This window comes from Altererythrobacter lutimaris, from assembly GCF_013371495.1.
Taxonomy (GTDB): domain Bacteria; phylum Pseudomonadota; class Alphaproteobacteria; order Sphingomonadales; family Sphingomonadaceae; genus Erythrobacter; species Erythrobacter lutimaris_A.
Genome location: NZ_JABWTA010000001.1, coordinates 2,732,493 through 2,748,256, shown reverse-complemented (window position 1 = coordinate 2,748,256; position 15,764 = coordinate 2,732,493). Strand labels below are relative to the sequence as shown.

Here is a 15,764-nt window from a genome sequence, read left to right as displayed (position 1 = left end):
ATGTACGTAGGGAAGCCTAGGGTCAGCGGAGACGAGAAGAAATGATAAACTTCTGAATTAACTATACAATATGGCGTAATAGGGTTGGTTAGGCGAGCTTGGGAAGCTGCTGCTCTACCATTGAGCTACACCCGCAAGGCGCTGATCGCATCGCGCAGAAGCAGCCTTTGCATGATGCCTGATTACCGGTCAATTCTCTTGGCTGCCGCCATCCGTACCGAACAACTTGGCTGATCCCAATTGCCATGCGCATTGCGCTTTGGCACACTCTTCAATGGTCGCGCAGCATACGGCTGCGCTTAGAGGGGAATTTACCGCCAGATGCGCAAGAGCACGGCATGGGATGTCGCGGAAAAGGCAGGCGTCAGCCAGTCAACGGTCAGCCGGGTTTTCACAGGCTCGGCCCGGATCAGCGCGACAACGCGCGACCGCGTGCTGGAAGCTGCCAAATCGCTTGATTACCTGCCTGACAAACGCGCGTCGCGATTGCGCAGTGGTCACACCGGTGTGCTTGCAGTTGTCGTTGTGACAAGGCCTGAAGACAGCGCGCGCGAAGTGAACCCGTTCGCCTATGCATTGCTGGGAAGCATCTGCAAGGCCGCCTCGCAGCGCGGCTATGAAACGCTGGTTGCTTTCCAGGCCAGTCCCGACGAATTCTACGGCCGCTATGTCGAGCAACGCGATGCTGATGCCATGGTCGTGATAGGCACGACGCAGAACCAGCCTGCATGGGATTATTTCAGACCGATCCTGCAAACGGAGACACAAGCGATTTGCTGGGGCTTACCGTTTGCAGAGGCGCATTCCGTGCGCTCGGACAATCATGGTGGCGGGCGTCTTGCTGCTGAACACTTGTGGCAGCAAGGCTATCGCAAGCCTGTGTTCCTGGGTCCTATCGAAAGCGAGCAACGTCAGTTCAACGAGCGCTTCGAAGGCTTTAGCGCAGCGCTTGAAGAGCTTGGCGGAGAGGCCGTTGTCGTGCGCGACACTTCGTCCAATGACCGGTTCGAGCAAGGGCGCGACGCGATTGCCAAGCTGGAACAAGCGGGAACAGAGTACGACTCGATCTTCGCCGCTTGCGACTTCATCGCTTTGGGCGCGCTGGAAGCGCTCAGCGCGAAAGGCGTGCGCGTGCCACAGGATGTCGGCATCGTAGGTTATGACGGGCTTGATGCGACGGCGCATGCAAACCCGCCACTCACCACTATCAAGCCCGATCTGGAGAAGGCCGGACAACAATTGGTCGCTCATGTGCTGGAACAGGATGAGGTTGAACAAAGCCCGCTCGCGCCGGTCGAATTGATCGCGAGGGCAAGTTCCCGCCGGGCTTAGGACCGGCCGCGTTTAGTTGATCAAACACCTGCGCAAGCTGGACGAATCGCTGAAAATGAGGCACTCTCGTTTCAAAGAGAGGAAATATTAATGCGTCAGATTGAACATTTCTTAGCTAGCGGGATTGCGTCCTCTGGCACGCGCACGCATCAGGTCTGGAACCCATCGACCGGCGAAGTGCAGGCTGAAGTGACGCTGGGCGACGCAGCTCTGCTTGAGCGTGCGGTTGAGGCAGCCAAGAAAGTTCAGCCCGAATGGGCCGCGACCAATCCGCAAAAACGCGCACGGGTGATGTTCAAGTTCAAGGAACTGATCGAAGCCAATATGCAGCAGCTCGCTGAGCTCCTTTCGAGCGAGCACGGCAAGGTCGTGGATGATGCCAAAGGCGATGTCCAACGCGGCCTTGAAGTCATCGAATATGCTTGCGGCATCCCGCAGGTCCTCAAAGGCGAGTACACGCACGGCGCAGGGCCGGGCATTGATGTCTATTCGGTTCGCCAGCCGCTCGGCATTGGTGCAGGCATCACCCCGTTCAACTTCCCCGCGATGATCCCAATGTGGATGTTCGGCATGGCCTGCGCTGCGGGTAACGCATTCATTCTAAAGCCCTCCGAGCGCGATCCGAGCGTTCCGGTACGGCTGGCTGAACTCTTCCTGGAAGCAGGCGCGCCTGAAGGCCTGTTGCAAGTTGTCCATGGCGACAAGGAAATGGTCGACGCGATCCTGGACCATCAGGACATTGCAGCGGTCAGCTTTGTCGGAAGCTCCGACATCGCGCATTATGTCTACAAGCGGGGTGTCGAAAACGGCAAACGTGTGCAAGCCATGGGCGGCGCGAAGAACCACGGCATCGTCATGCCGGACGCGGATTTGGATCAGGTCGTCAACGATCTGGCAGGCGCGGCATTTGGTTCCGCTGGCGAGCGCTGCATGGCGCTGCCTGTCGTTGTGCCCGTTGGTGAAGACACAGCCGAGCGCTTGAAAGAGAAGCTCATCCCAGCGATCAACGCTCTGCGTGTCGGCGTCTCAAGCGACCCCGAAGCGCACTATGGCCCGGTCGTGACGCCCGAGCACAAAGCCCGCGTTGAGCAATGGATCACAACGGCTGAGGAAGAAGGCGGCGAAATTGTTATCGATGGACGCGGCTTTACTCTGCAAGGCCATGAGAAAGGCTTCTTCATCGGGCCGACGTTGATCGACCGCGTAACACCGCAAATGAAGTCCTATCAGGAAGAGATCTTTGGCCCGGTGCTGCAGATCGTACGCGCCAATGACTTTGAAGATGCTGTCCGCCTGCCAAGCGAGCACCAATACGGGAATGGTGTCGCAATCTTCACCCGTAATGGCCATGCCGCCCGCGAATTCACTGCGCGCGTCAATGTCGGCATGGTCGGCGTCAATGTGCCGATTCCGGTGCCGGTGAGCTATCACAGCTTTGGCGGATGGAAACGCTCCGGCTTTGGCGACATCGACCAGTACGGCACGGAAGGCCTCAAGTTCTGGACCAAGCTCAAGAAGGTCACGCAGCGCTGGCCCGACGGTGGCGGTGACGGATCGAACGCCTTCGTCATTCCGACAATGGGATAACCATTATGCGAAGCGCCCTCTTACTGGCTCCAGCAACCCTCATCAGCGCTTGCGCAACGCCGCCTCCGCCAGCGAACATCACGATGGATGAGATGGACACTGACCGGAAATTCCTGTGCGCGGCGGATGGTGTTCAGTCCTATGTGGGCCAGAACGCAGATCGGGAAACCGGCATGGAAATCCTGAAAGCAAGCGGCGCGCGCATCTTGCGCTGGGGCGCACCGAACAGCGCATGGACGATGGATTATCGCGAGGACCGCGTGAACGTTCGCTACGACCGCGCAATGACGATCACTGACATCACTTGCGGATAACATTATGCGCGAACGCACCACGTCTGGCTCCCCTTTCGAAGATCAATTCGGCTTCTGCCGCGCGGTCCGTGTAGGCGACCGCATCATCGTTGCTGGCACTGGTCCGGTTGAGGCTGACGGTTCAACAACGCCCGGTGATGTTGCGGCACAGGCTCGACGCTGCTGCGAGATCATTATCGGCGCGATCGAGGAATTGGGCGGCTCAGCGAGCGATGTTGTCCGCACTCGCATGTTTCTTACCGATCCGGATGATCAGGATGCCGTGGGAGCGGTCCATGCGCGTTATTTCTCAGGGGCCAAGCCAGCCGCGACAATGGCCGGGGCCGCATGGCTCTGCCGCCCGGAATGGAAGGTGGAAATAGAGGCCGAGGCAGTGCTAGGGGCAGGCTCATGACAGGACAATTTGCACTTACAGAAGACCAGCTGGCGATCCAGGAAATGGCCCAGCGATTTACCGCCGACAACATTACGCCGTTCGCGGCGGAATGGGATGATAAAAGTCACTTTCCACGCGATGTGATCCAGCAAACCGGCGAGCTCGGCTTTGGCGCGATCTACGTCAGCGAGGAATCGGGCGGGATCAATCTGGGTCGGCTCGAGGCCGCGCTCATCATGGAAGCGATGGCCTATGGCTGCCCGACAACCAGCGCATACATTTCCATCCACAACATGGCGGCATGGATGATCGACCGCTTCGGTTCGGACGAATTGAAGGCGCGCTATCTGCCCAGCCTCGTCACGATGGAGCATCTCGCAAGCTATGCTCTCACTGAGCCGGGCTCAGGCTCGGACGCAGCAGGCCTCAAGACGAGCGCGGTGCTCGATGGCGATCATTATGTCTTGAATGGCACTAAGCAGTTTATCTCTGGCGCCGGTTTCAATGATATCTATGTCGTGATGGTCCGCACGGGCGAGCATAAGTCCAAGGGGATCACATGTCTTGTGATCGAGAAAGACACGCCAGGCCTTTCTTTTGGCAAGCCGGAGAAGAAGCTGGGCTGGAACGCCTCGCCTACGGCGCAGCTGATCTTTGAAGATTGCCGCGTATCGGTCGCGAACCGTGTCGGCGCAGAGGGCGAAGGCTTCAGCTTTGCTATGGCGGGCCTTGACGGTGGCCGCTTGAACATCGGCGCGTGTTCACTAGGCGGCGCGCAGCGCTGCTTGGATGAAGCGGTGAAATACACCAAGGAACGCAAGCAGTTCGACACGCCCGTCGCCGACTTCCAGAACACGCAGTTCATGCTGGCTGACATGGCGACGGAGTTGGAGGCAGCGCGCGCGCTGCTTTATCTCGCGGCGGCGAAAGTCACAGAGAACGCGCCGGACAAGACACGTTTTTCCGCGATGGCTAAGCGACTCGCGACCGATAGCGGCAGCAATGTCGTGAACAATGCGCTGCAGCTGTTCGGCGGCTATGGCTATCTCAAGGAATACCCGATTGAACGTTATTGGCGCGATCTGCGCGTGCATTCGATCCTCGAAGGCACCAATCAGGTGATGCGCATGATTGTCGGACGGGACTTGCTACGCCAATGAGCGGAGTGTCACTATTCATGGTGACATTGGTCGTCCCTGACATGGACGAAGGGATCGATCATTTTACCAAGGACTGGGGATTCACGCTGACCAGCGATACTCGCCATGTGTCTGGCCACCGTTGGGTAGAGATAGATCCAGGGTCAGGTGCCCGGTTGCGATTGGTCGAGGCCACGACGGAAGCTCATCATGCAGCGATTGGCAATCAAGCCGGGGGGCGCGTTGCGTTCTTTTTGAATCTTGACGCGTTCAACACGACAATCAAACGATGGGAAGAAAGAGGCATAGAGATTGTCGAGCCAGCGTGGACAGCAAGCTACGGAAGGATAGCGGTTTTGAAGGATAAGTTCGGCAACAGATGGGACGTGCTGGACACGAAGCATGGAGCATCGGCGTGACGCAAGATGTACTCATTTCTACGGACGGCCCCGTTGGCCGCATCACGCTTAATCGCCCCAAGGCGCTGCATGCGCTGACATTGGAGATGTGCCACGCGATGAGCGCGGCGCTGAAAGAGTGGGCGCAGGACGATGCGATCAAGGCCGTCATTCTCGATCATCTCGAGGGAACACGCGGTTTTTGCGCGGGCGGAGACATCGCTTTCTTGCGCAATTCAGCGCTCAATGATGGGGGTGTTTCAGGCCGCAAGTTTTTCCACGACGAGTATCAATTGAACCACCAGATGTTCACCTACGAAAAGCCGATTGTGGCGTTCATGGATGGCATCACCATGGGCGGCGGCGTGGGCATTGCCCTGCCCTGCCAATTCCGCGTCGCGACCGAGAACACGCGACTTGCCATGCCGGAAACGGGCATTGGCCTGTTTCCCGATGTGGGCGGCGGCTGGTACTTGTCGCGGCTTGGTGGAAGGATCGGGCAATTCCTCGCGCTGACCGGTGCGCGGCTTGATGGTTCTGAGTGCCTGTGGGCCGGTCTCGCGACGCATTACGTGCCTGCTGAAATCCTGGAAAACATCAAGGCGCGCATTGTCGAAAAGCCCGATCGCATTCGCGGTGTCCTGTCCGAACCCGTCGGCACGCCTCCCGATGCGCGTATCGAAGCCAATGCGGTCAACATTGCGCGTCATTTTGCAAGCGACCGCTATGAGGACATTCTCGCGAGCCTCGAAGCTGCCATCGCAGACGGCGATGAATGGGCAGAGAAAGAACGCGATACGCTTGGTACAAAGTCTCCGCAGACCTGCAAAGTCGCATTGCGGCAGCTCGCGGAAAGCAAGGAACTCACAGATTTTGCTGACAATATGCGCATGGAATACCGCATTGCTTCGCGCGTGTTGACCCGGCCCGACTTTGCCGAGGGCGTGCGCGCGGTAATCACTGACAAGACCAACGATCCCAATTGGGATCCCGCAACGCCTGCGGAGGTAAGCGAGGAGCTGATCGACAGCATCTTTGCCCCGCTGCCAGCTTCCGAAGAATGGAAACCCCTATGAGCTACGAAACCATCACAGTTGAAACCAATGCACAGGGCAATGCCGGCGTCACGCTGATCACGCTCAATCGACCCAAAGCGCTCAATGCGTTGAACAGCCAGGTGCTTGATGATTTGACGGTAGCTTTCGCAGACTATCAGGCGGATGACAGCCAGCTTTGTGCAGTGCTGACCGGCTCAGGCGAGAAGGCTTTTGCTGCAGGCGCGGACATCAAGGAAATGAGCGAGAAGGCTGCGGCTGACTTCTACTTGCAGGACTTTTTTGCGCCGTGGACCAGCGAAGTGGTCAAGAAAACCCGTAAACCATGGATCGCTGCGGTGAACGGCTTTGCGCTAGGTGGCGGATGCGAGCTTGCGATGATGGCCGATTTCATCATCGCATCGGACAATGCGAAGTTCGGCCAGCCAGAGATCAAGCTCGGCGTTGCTCCCGGCATGGGCGGCTCTCAGCGTCTCACGCGCGCAATCGGCAAATCGAAGTCGATGGAAATGTGCCTGACAGGCCGGATGATGAGCGCCGAGGAAGCCGAACGCGCGAACCTCGTGGTGCGCGTGGTGCCGCAAGCAGACTTGATCGCTGAGGTACTCAAGACCGCTGCGACCATCGCCAGCATGCCGCCCATGGCCGCGATTGCGAACAAGGAAATGGTCAACGCCGCGTTTGAAACGACGCTCGATCAGGGCCTCATCATGGAGCGCCGCATTTTCCAGATCCTCACAGCAAGCGAGGACAAGGCTGAAGGCATGGCCGCCTTTATCGAGAAGCGCGAGGGTGAGTGGAAGGGGCGTTAGTTTTTGACTGAGGCCCTCACGTTCGTGCGGGCCTTGCCTAGTCACCCGCTCCCTCCGCCCTTCCACCCGGATCGTACTCCGGTGTGAAAATCCGGGTGGAAGGGCGGAGGGAGCGGGTGACTTTGGAACTCGGGAGAAAAACCATGAAAATCGCATTTATCGGCCTCGGCAATATGGGCGGCGGGATGGCCGCGAACCTCGTCAAGGCGGGCCACGAAGTTCGAGCGTTTGACCTCTCTGACGAGGCGATCGAGGCTGCAGAAGCCAATGGCTGCGAGACTTTCGGTTCAGCCCGCGATGCCGCCGAAGAGGCCGATGCGGTCGTCACCATGCTCCCCAATGGCGAGATCGTGCGTGATGTCTACACCACTGATATCATTGGCCAAGCGCCTGAAGGCGCGATCCTGATAGACTGCTCGACCATCGACGTTGCAACCGCCAAGGACGTGATCGAGCAGGCTGTCGAAGCGGGCTATGACATGGTCGATGCGCCTGTCTCAGGCGGGATCGCAGCGGCAAATGCCGGTACGCTCACTTTCATGGCTGGAGGCACTGAAGCGGCCTTCAAGCGCGCTGAAGAGGTGCTCAGCGCCATGGGTAATGCGGTGATCCATGCAGGCGATGCAGGCGCAGGACAGACCGCAAAAATCTGCAACAACATGCTGCTCGCCGTGCATATGATCGGCACATGCGAAGCCATGAAAATGGCCGACAAGCTCGGCCTGAATCCGCAGAAATTCTACGAGATTTCCTCGCAATCCTCAGGCTACAACTGGTCCTTGAATGCCTACACGCCGCTCCCCGGCGTGGGCGCCGAGAGCCCTTCGGACAATGACTATCAGGGCGGGTTTGCAACCGCGCTTATGCTCAAGGATTTACGGCTTGCGATGGAAGCAGCGGAAGGATCGGATAGCGCCGTGCCGTTAAGTTCGCGCGCTGCGGCGCTCTACGAAGATTTCGCAGGCGCAGGCAATGGCGGGCTCGATTTCTCGGCGATCATCAAGACGTATTCGTAGCGCTCGTCATGGCGACCGGTTGATTTCGTCCAGGATTGACGCGAGCCATTCGCGTGGAGCCGATCTGCGTCCGATGTCGGCGACAAACTCCTGTCCGCGCGCAACGCTTTTGAGCCGCCCGCCCCTCAGCCAGCGATCCGCGCGGTCGTGGTAGCTTAGCCCGCCGCGCTTCAACCATTCAGGTCGCTGCCACAAGCTTGGCGGGCCTTCAGGCACGGTCAATCGCAAGGCATCCGACGCGCGCTGCGCCACTCTCCCCGGTCCGCGATAGATCACATCATTCTTGTGATGCATGCCGAGCGCATGCGGATGAGCAAGCTCCAGCAGTTCGTCTGGCGCGCCATCTGCCAGCGAGGCAATGATTTCAATCTCCAGCCAGCCGAAAATCCGATGATGCGGATCGCCGCCATTCGCATAGTCGCGGAACAGCCCGAAGAACACGAACACATCCCCTTCGCGTACACCTTGCCGCTCCAGGTGCGTTTGCGCTGCCCCACACTGACCGAACAGGCACTCGCCTTCCTCTGTAAACATCGGATCGTGATGGCAAAAATCAGCGGCGCCCAGCTTTCCTTTGCTTGAACGCGCGGCCTCCTCGCCCAGCCTCAAATCGCCGTAAGTCGTGCGGGAGAACCCGCCGCTCGGGATCGGCAAAGTGACAGGTCTGCCGTCAATAATCGGCGACGGACCGCCTCCGGCAGCGCTGTCAAAACCTTTGCGAGAGAAGATAATCCGCATAGCTCCGCCCTGCTGCATGCACAGCCGAGCGATGACAAGGCTTTGCCTTGCCGCAATTCAGGACTATTGGACATCCCATGAACGGGAAAATCACAGCCTTAATCATGGCCGGGAAGCGTTCCGGTGTTCACGATCCCCTTGCTCAGCGTGCAGGCGTTTCGCAGAAATGCGTTGTGCCGGTTTACGGTGTGCCGATGATAGAACGGGTCATCCGTGAAGTCGCAGGCTGCGACCGGATCGGCGCAATTCACGTGGTCGCCCATGACCATGAAGAGATCGCTGCACAGCCCACTGTCGCCAAGCTGATCGACGAAGGTCGCCTCAGTTTTCGCGAAGGCAAGTTCAATATCGTGGACTCGGTTTTCTCCGGCGCGGAAGGCGCAAGCTTCCCGCTGATGATCACGACCGCAGACAATTGTCTCGTGACGTCAGACGGCTATGCCGAGTTCATCGACAAGGCGCTGGCAGCTGAAGCAGGTGCGGCCGCGGCATTGGCGCGTAAGCAGGATGTTCAGGCCGCCGATCCGCAAGGTCAGGCGAAGTTCTACGAATTCACTGACGGCGGCTATTCCAACTGCAACACGTATTGGATCGGCAGTAAGGAAGCGCTCTCGGCAGCAGAAATCATGCGCGAAGGCGGTCAGTTCGTGAAATTCCCGAAACGGATCGCAAAGGCGTTCGGCTGGATGAACCTCATCCGCTTTTACATGGGCTGGGGCACGAAAGAGATGATCTTCCAGCAAGTCTCTCGCCGCTTCGGGTTCAACATGGTGCCGATCGTCATGTCCAACGGCGAATACGCGATCGATGTCGACAATGAGCGCACGTTTGAAGTGACAGAGCGATTGCTCGCTAAACGGGAGGGTGCAGCGGCCTGATCGCGGCGCAAGGGCCTCTCCTCTCATGAAACGGCTTTGGCAAAATATTGGCTGGCTCCTCACAGGACGCGGCTTCAATGCCGTGATGAGCATTGTCTATGCGGCACTTGCGGCACGAACGTTAGGGCTGGAGGGATTTGGCTTCTTCGCGATCATTGTCGCGCTTGGGCAGACGGTTGCGGGCCTTGCGAGCTTCCAGACCTGGCAATTTGTTGTGCGATGGGGCGCGAATGGCAGCGGCCCGGCTGCCGCAACAGGCTTTGCAATCGCGCTTGATTTTCTCAGCGTCATTCTTGGTACGATCGCCGCTGCAATCATCGTGTGGACCGCGCAATTGTGGCTGCCTTTGCCCGATGAACTGCTGTGGCTGACCTTTGCCTTTTGCGTCATTTCGCTGCTCACAATCCGGAGCACTCCTATTGGGCTGCTGCGCCTAAGGTTCGAGTATAAAAGGGCGACAGCTGCCGAAGCGGTACAACCTGCCGTAAGAGCCGTCGGAGCCGTTCTTGCATGGGTCTACATGCCGACGGTTACTGGTTTCATCCTCGCTTGGGCCGCGGCGGAGGTTGCTGTCGCGCTTGCCTTGTGGTTCGTCGCTGCAAGGAATCAAAAGATCGACCTGTCGGCGGTGAGCCTCACGAAGATACCGGCAGAGCACAAGGATGCGTGGCGCTTTGTTTGGTCGACCAATATGTCGGGCACGCTGACAATCGCAGGCAAGCAAGTGATGATCTTGCTGGTAGGCACATTTGGTGGGGCTGCGCTCGCAGGCGGTTTCCGGATCGCAAGCCAATTGGGTCAAGCGCTGGTCGTGCTCGCGCAGACGGTATCGAAAGCCATCTATCCCGAACTCGTTCATGCCAAGGAAGAAGCGCTGATGATGGCCCGGCGCATGGCCAATATAGCGCTGATCGGCGGCGTACTTGCTGTGCTTGTGGCGCTGTTTGCAGGGCGCTGGGGGCTCGAAGCATTTGCAGGGCCAGAGTTCCGCGGCTTTTATTGGGCGATGGTGATCCTTGCGATTGCAGGTGCGGTTGAGCTGGTCGGTGCGAGCCTGGAATCGCTGCTTGTCAGCGCAGGCAAAGCGCACACTGCGTTTATGGTTCGAGCAGCCCCGACAGTGCTAGCGCTTGTCCTACTCGACACAGCGATTGGCTGGAACGGCGCGAAAGGCGCTGCTTTTGCGGTGCTCGGCGCGAGCTCGCTGTCCGTGATCGGTTTTTACATTGCGATCATCAATCTGCAGCAAATCAAGATCACGATTGCGCCCGATGCCGCCCCTGCCGATGAGTCGGCGAAGGACGGTACAGACGGGTTGGACAAAGACGCTGCGGCAAAGGCGCCTAACGCCAACTAGGCTTCGCCCGTTTCCGGCTCCTGCCACGCGAGCTTGGGTTTTCTCGCAGCAAGCGTCTCGTCCAAGCGGCGACGCGGCGCGTAGTACGGCGCTTCCTTCATGCTTTCATCGCCCGCTTTCGCCCGCTCAGCCACGTGGCGAAGTGCAGCGATAAACTGATCAAGCGAAGCCTTGCTTTCCGTCTCGGTCGGCTCGACCAGCATCGCGCCGTGCACCACCAGCGGGAAGTACATGGTCATCGGGTGATAGCCTTCATCGATCAGCGCCTTGGCCAGATCGAGGGTCGTGAGATCGCCTCCAAAACCTTCGTCACCAAACAGTGCTTCATGCATGCACGGACCGGCTGACGCATAGGGCGCGGACAGCAGATCCTCGAGTGAACGCAGGATGTAATTGGCGTTCAGCACTGCATCTTCCGCTACTTGCTTGAGGCCATCCGCGCCATGGCTGAGCATATAGGTGAGCGCGCGGGTGAACATGCCCATTTGGCCATGGAAGGCGGTCATCCGGCCAAAGCTCTGCATGACGCCGCCGAAATGCTCTTCAGAGAATGCGTCTGCATCCTCTTCCTCGATCAGATGCACAACGCCGTCTTTTGTCCGCGCCGTGTAAGGCAGCGGGCCAAAGGGCGCGAGCGCTTCAGAAAGCACCACAGGGCCAGACCCCGGTCCGCCGCCGCCATGCGGGGTAGAGAAAGTCTTGTGCAGGTTGATGTGCATTGCATCTACGCCAAGGTCGCCGGGGCGAACCTTGCCGACAATCGCGTTGAAGTTTGCCCCGTCGCAATAAACGAAACCGCCTGCCTCATGAACCGCATCCGAGATCGCTTTCATGTCGCGCTCGAACAATCCGCAAGTGTTGGGATTGGTGATCATCACTGCGGCAATGTCTGGACCCAGACGCGCTTTCAGCGCGTCCAGATCAACCCTGCCTTCAGGCGTCGCAGGAATATCTTCCACCCGATATCCGGCGAAAGCAGCGGTCGCAGGGTTCGTCCCATGCGCGCTTTCCGGAACGAGAACGACTTCGCGGGCATCGCCGCGCGCTTCAAGCGCTGCGCGGATACAAAGGATGCCGCATAGCTCGCCATGCGCGCCTGCCTTGGGACTCATGGCCACACCGTGCATGCCGGTGAGGTCGATTAGCCAGAATGCGAGTTCATTGATCACTTCAAGCGCGCCGCGCACCGTGGAAACCGGCTGCAACGGATGCACGTCCGCAAAGCCGGGCATGCGCGCGACTTTCTCGTTCAGCCGCGGATTGTGCTTCATCGTGCAGCTGCCAAGCGGGAACAGCCCCAGATCAATCGCATAGTTCTGACGGCTGAGACGCGTGTAGTGACGCACGGTTTCCGGCTCCGTCAGACCAACCAGACCAATCGGTTCGGTTCGCGCAAAGCCGCCAAGCTTGTCCGAGATGCCTTCAGGCACATCAGGCAGATCGACGCCTGTCACGTCAGCTTTGCCGCGTTCGAACAGCAGCGGCTCTTCAAGCAAGAGCGCGCGATTGCCAGTCACCGTTTCAGGACCGTTGTGAAGACCATCTTCGTCAGCGGGCGTCATTTCAGGCTTCCAGCCGGAGGTGTTGGGCGCGTTCATGAGCATGCCTCCTCAAGCGCTGTCGCAAGGGCTTCGATGTCTTCCTCGCTAGTGGTCTCCGTAACCGCTACGAGCAGGCCGTCCGCCAATTCTTCATTGCCGGGATAGAGCCGACCGAGCGATACGCCTGCGAGCACATCGTCATCAGCAAGCTTACGCACAACTTCGCGCGCATCCTTACCAAGCCGCACAGTGAATTCATTGAAGAAGGTCGTGTTGAGCACGGTAACGCCCGGCACACTTGCCAGACGCTCGGCTGCAAGACAGGCCAAGCGATGGTTCTCTGCCGCCAGTTGGCGCAGCCCTTTCTCGCCCAGCAGTGTCATGTGAACGGAGAATGCGAGCGCGCAAAGCCCGCTATTGGTACAGATGTTCGACGTCGCTTTCTCGCGGCGGATATGCTGCTCACGCGTCGAGAGCGTCAGCACAAAACCGCGCTTGCCTTCCGCATCAACGGTCTCGCCGCACAGCCGACCCGGCATCTGGCGGACATGCTTGGGATCGCGCACCGCGAACAGGCCGAGATATGGCCCGCCAAACTGCAGTCCGACGCCAAGCGCTTGCCCTTCGCCGACGACAATATCCGCGCCGAGATCACCCGGAGCCTGGATTACGCCCAGCGCCACCGGTTCGGTATTCACAGCAATCAGCAAAGCGCCTTTGGCATGCGCCGCATCAGCCACTTCTTGCAGGTTTCCGATACGCCCGAGGATATCGGGATACTGGACGACGACACAGGCGGTCTCTTCATCAATACGCGCAATAAGACCGGCATTGTCTGGCTCGGCCTGGATCGCTGGTTTGGCGTCGGCAATCTCGTCACCGGTGAAGCGCGCCATGGTTTTGACGACTTCCGTGTAATGCGGGTGCAGCGCACCTGAGAGCACCGCCTTTTTGCGGCGTGTGACACGGGTTGCCATCGCCACCGCTTCCCAGCATGCGGTCGAGCCATCATAGAGCGATGCGTTCGCTACCGCACAGCCATAGAGCCGCGCAACCTGCGTCTGGAATTCGAACAGCATTTGCAGCGTGCCCTGCGCGATTTCCGGCTGATACGGCGTGTAAGCGGTAAGAAACTCGCCGCGTTGAATGATGTGATCGACGCTTGCCGGAACGTGATGGCGATAGGCCCCTGCCCCAAGGAAGAACGGCGCATCGGCCGCCGCAAGGTTCTTCTTCGAGAGCTTACGCATATGCTTTTCGACTGCCATTTCGCTTGCGTGCAGCGGCAAGCCTTGGATCGGCCCATCAAGCCGCGCTTCTTCAGGCACATCGACAAACAGATCATCGATCGAGTTGGCGCCGATAACACTCAGCATTGCGCTTCGATCAGCATCAGTCAGGGGTAAATAACGCATAAATCTCTCAATTCACGGGTGTTATGGAGGCCTAGAGGCTCTCAACAAACGCCTTGTAAGCCTTGTCATCCAGCAAGCCTTCAAGCTCGGCCTTGTCACCAATGGTCATGCGGAAGAACCAGCCATCTTCCTCCGGCGAGGAGTTGACCAGCGCCGGATCGTCTTCCAGCGCCGCATTTGCTTCAGTGACTTCGCCGCTGATCGGCGCGTAGACATCGGATGCTGCCTTCACGCTTTCGACAACAGCCGCATCGCCGGCCTTGTCGAGCATCGTGCCGACCGACGGCAGCTCCACAAACACGATGTCGCCCAACTGTTCCTGCGCATAGTCGGTAATTCCGACCGTGGCGGTGTCGCCTTCAACATCGATCCATTCATGTTCGTCAGTGAAATAACGCGGCATTGATATCAGCTCCCTCGATAATAGCGGTGTGGAACAAACGGCATGGCTGTGACAGTGGCAGCGAGACGCTTGCCGCGCACTTCGCATTCCAGCTGCGTGCCTTCAGCGGCATAAGCAGTGCCGACGTAAGCCATAGCAATGGGAAGCCCAAGCGTTGGCGAGAACCCGCCGGACGTGACGCGGCCGACTTTTGTATCGCCTGCATAGACCTCTGCGCCTTCACGCGCTGGCATACGGCCATCGAGCTTCAATCCGACGCGCTTGGTTTTAAGCGTGCCAGCTTCAACATCAGCAAGCCGTGCCGCGACCGCCATATGGCCGAAATAGCCGCCAGCTTCGCGGCGTTTCTTCGACAGTGCGAAGGTCAGATCCGCGCTGACCGGATCGATATTCTGATCGAGATCATGTCCGTAAAGCGGCAGGCCAGCCTCAAGACGCAGCGAGTCCCGCGCGCCTAGTCCAGCAGGCTTCACGCGTTCATCCGCCACCATCACATTCGCAAGCGCTTCAACTTTGCTTTCGTGAACGGCAATCTCGAACCCGTCTTCCCCGGTATAGCCCGCACGGCTCACCCAGATATGACCACCGTCATATTCAAAAAGGCCCGCAGTCATGAAAGTCAGCGCGCCAGTGCCGGGGATCAATCCTTCCAGCACTTCACCTGCTCTTGGCCCTTGTAAGGCCAGCAGTGCGAAATCGTCGAAATGGGTAAGCGTTATATCGTCAGGCAGATGCTCGCGCAGATGCGCGATGTCATCCCATTTGCACGCGCCGTTGACCACCAGCGCCAGATGCGGACCGGTATTGGTGACCATCAGGTCATCGATGATCCCGCCCGCTTCTGTCAGTAGCAGCGAATAGCGCATCTTGCCTGGCTTGAGATTAGAGATCGCGCCGGGGAGCAGCTTCTCGAGCTCATGCGCGGCGTTCTCACCTTTGAGCGTCAATTGTCCCATGTGTGACACGTCGAACAAGCTCGCGCTTTCCCGCGTCCAATTGTGTTCAGCGACAATGCCTTCATACTGGATCGGCATTTCATAGCCTGCAAAGGGCACCATGCGCGCGCCCTGCGCGCGATGCCACGCATCGAGCGGTAACGTGCCCAGCTCTTCGGTTTCAGGTGTTTCGTCGCTCAAATCATCAGTCCCCGACAGGTGTGGTAACGCGCCATATCAGCACGCTGTTCCGCACCCCCTCTGTCGGGTGACCTGAGAGCTTGACCGCGAGGCTATTGAAGCGCCGCGACTTACCCCTTCGGTGGCGACGGACGATCCGCCGCGCTTTCCAGAGTACCCATCGGTCCAGCGGTCCCTTGTACCTGAGAGTTTCCGGGGCGGTTGCTCCTTCGGTGCCGCGCGGCGAATTGCTTCGTCGTGCGGGCTCTCCCGCTGGTCCGTCTCCGA

Annotated in this window: 16 protein-coding genes and 1 riboswitch; of the genes, 11 read left to right on the top strand and 5 right to left on the bottom strand. The window is 58.8% G+C overall.

Features of this window, described 5'->3' with window-relative positions; translation table 11 throughout:
* Positions 1-321 precede the first annotated feature (321 nt).
* The 9 genes from HUO12_RS13390 (at position 322) to mmsB (ending at position 8,029) form a co-directional block, all read left to right on the top strand.
* Positions 322-1,332 (top strand): substrate-binding domain-containing protein, encoded by a 1,011-nt coding sequence (locus HUO12_RS13390; protein ID WP_176274067.1) that lies wholly within the window; start codon positions 322-324, stop codon positions 1,330-1,332.
* Positions 1,333-1,422: 90 nt separating this feature from the next.
* Positions 1,423-2,919 carry a CoA-acylating methylmalonate-semialdehyde dehydrogenase gene (locus HUO12_RS13385; protein ID WP_176274066.1) on the top strand — a complete coding sequence of 499 codons (1,497 nt, stop codon included), beginning with the start codon at positions 1,423-1,425 and terminating at the stop codon, positions 2,917-2,919.
* Between the two features lie 83 nt (positions 2,920-3,002).
* Positions 3,003-3,233: an I78 family peptidase inhibitor gene (locus tag HUO12_RS13380; RefSeq protein WP_232367400.1), complete on the top strand. Its 231-nt coding sequence runs from the start codon at positions 3,003-3,005 to the stop codon at positions 3,231-3,233.
* Between the two features lie 4 nt (positions 3,234-3,237).
* Positions 3,238-3,627, top strand: coding sequence for a RidA family protein (locus HUO12_RS13375; RefSeq protein ID WP_176274064.1), 390 nt, complete (start codon positions 3,238-3,240; stop codon positions 3,625-3,627).
* A complete protein-coding gene (locus HUO12_RS13370; protein ID WP_176274063.1) occupies positions 3,624-4,769 on the top strand; it encodes an acyl-CoA dehydrogenase family protein in 1,146 nt (381 codons plus the stop codon). The genes HUO12_RS13375 and HUO12_RS13370 overlap by 4 nt, the downstream gene beginning before the upstream one ends.
* A 41-nt stretch (positions 4,770-4,810) precedes the next feature.
* Positions 4,811-5,167, top strand: coding sequence for a VOC family protein (locus tag HUO12_RS13365; RefSeq protein ID WP_176274062.1), 357 nt, complete (start codon positions 4,811-4,813; stop codon positions 5,165-5,167).
* Positions 5,164-6,222 (top strand): enoyl-CoA hydratase/isomerase family protein, encoded by a 1,059-nt coding sequence (locus HUO12_RS13360; protein ID WP_176274466.1) that lies wholly within the window; start codon positions 5,164-5,166, stop codon positions 6,220-6,222. Before HUO12_RS13365 ends, HUO12_RS13360 begins: the two co-directional genes overlap by 4 nt.
* On the top strand, positions 6,219-7,013 hold the full coding sequence (locus HUO12_RS13355; RefSeq protein ID WP_176274061.1) for an enoyl-CoA hydratase-related protein: 795 nt from the start codon (positions 6,219-6,221) through the stop codon (positions 7,011-7,013). The genes HUO12_RS13360 and HUO12_RS13355 overlap by 4 nt, the downstream gene beginning before the upstream one ends.
* A 143-nt stretch (positions 7,014-7,156) precedes the next feature.
* Positions 7,157-8,029: a 3-hydroxyisobutyrate dehydrogenase gene (gene mmsB, locus HUO12_RS13350; protein WP_176274060.1), complete on the top strand. Its 873-nt coding sequence runs from the start codon at positions 7,157-7,159 to the stop codon at positions 8,027-8,029.
* A 6-nt stretch (positions 8,030-8,035) separates the two neighbouring features.
* Here the strand turns inward: mmsB and HUO12_RS13345 are convergent, their stop codons facing one another.
* Positions 8,036-8,785 carry an Nmad3 family putative nucleotide modification protein gene (locus HUO12_RS13345; protein WP_232367399.1) on the bottom strand — a complete coding sequence of 250 codons (750 nt, stop codon included), beginning with the start codon at positions 8,783-8,785 and terminating at the stop codon, positions 8,036-8,038.
* 59 nt (positions 8,786-8,844) lie between these two features.
* Here HUO12_RS13345 and HUO12_RS13340 point away from each other — a divergent pair, with 59 nt between their 5' ends.
* Entirely contained in the window at positions 8,845-9,645 is an 801-nt protein-coding gene (locus HUO12_RS13340; protein WP_176274059.1) for an NTP transferase domain-containing protein, read from the top strand.
* 25 nt (positions 9,646-9,670) lie between these two features.
* On the top strand, positions 9,671-11,002 hold the full coding sequence (locus HUO12_RS13335; RefSeq protein WP_176274058.1) for a lipopolysaccharide biosynthesis protein: 1,332 nt from the start codon (positions 9,671-9,673) through the stop codon (positions 11,000-11,002).
* Here the strand turns inward: HUO12_RS13335 and gcvPB are convergent.
* The 4 genes from gcvPB to gcvT are packed head-to-tail and all read right to left on the bottom strand — an operon-like array spanning position 10,999 to position 15,497.
* Positions 10,999-12,600 carry an aminomethyl-transferring glycine dehydrogenase subunit GcvPB gene (gene gcvPB / locus HUO12_RS13330; protein WP_176274057.1) on the bottom strand — a complete coding sequence of 534 codons (1,602 nt, stop codon included), beginning with the start codon at positions 12,598-12,600 and terminating at the stop codon, positions 10,999-11,001. The two genes, HUO12_RS13335 and gcvPB, sit on opposite strands and share 4 nt — an antisense overlap.
* Positions 12,597-13,958 (bottom strand): aminomethyl-transferring glycine dehydrogenase subunit GcvPA, encoded by a 1,362-nt coding sequence (gene gcvPA, locus HUO12_RS13325; RefSeq protein ID WP_176274056.1) that lies wholly within the window; start codon positions 13,956-13,958, stop codon positions 12,597-12,599. Before gcvPA ends, gcvPB begins: the two co-directional genes overlap by 4 nt.
* Before the next feature lie 31 nt (positions 13,959-13,989).
* Entirely contained in the window at positions 13,990-14,361 is a 372-nt protein-coding gene (gene gcvH, locus HUO12_RS13320; protein WP_176274055.1) for a glycine cleavage system protein GcvH, read from the bottom strand.
* A gap of 5 nt (positions 14,362-14,366) precedes the next feature.
* Positions 14,367-15,497: a glycine cleavage system aminomethyltransferase GcvT gene (gcvT, locus tag HUO12_RS13315; protein WP_176274054.1), complete on the bottom strand. Its 1,131-nt coding sequence runs from the start codon at positions 15,495-15,497 to the stop codon at positions 14,367-14,369.
* Between the two features lie 159 nt (positions 15,498-15,656).
* Positions 15,657-15,759, bottom strand: a riboswitch (glycine riboswitch).
* Positions 15,760-15,764 lie beyond the last annotated feature (5 nt).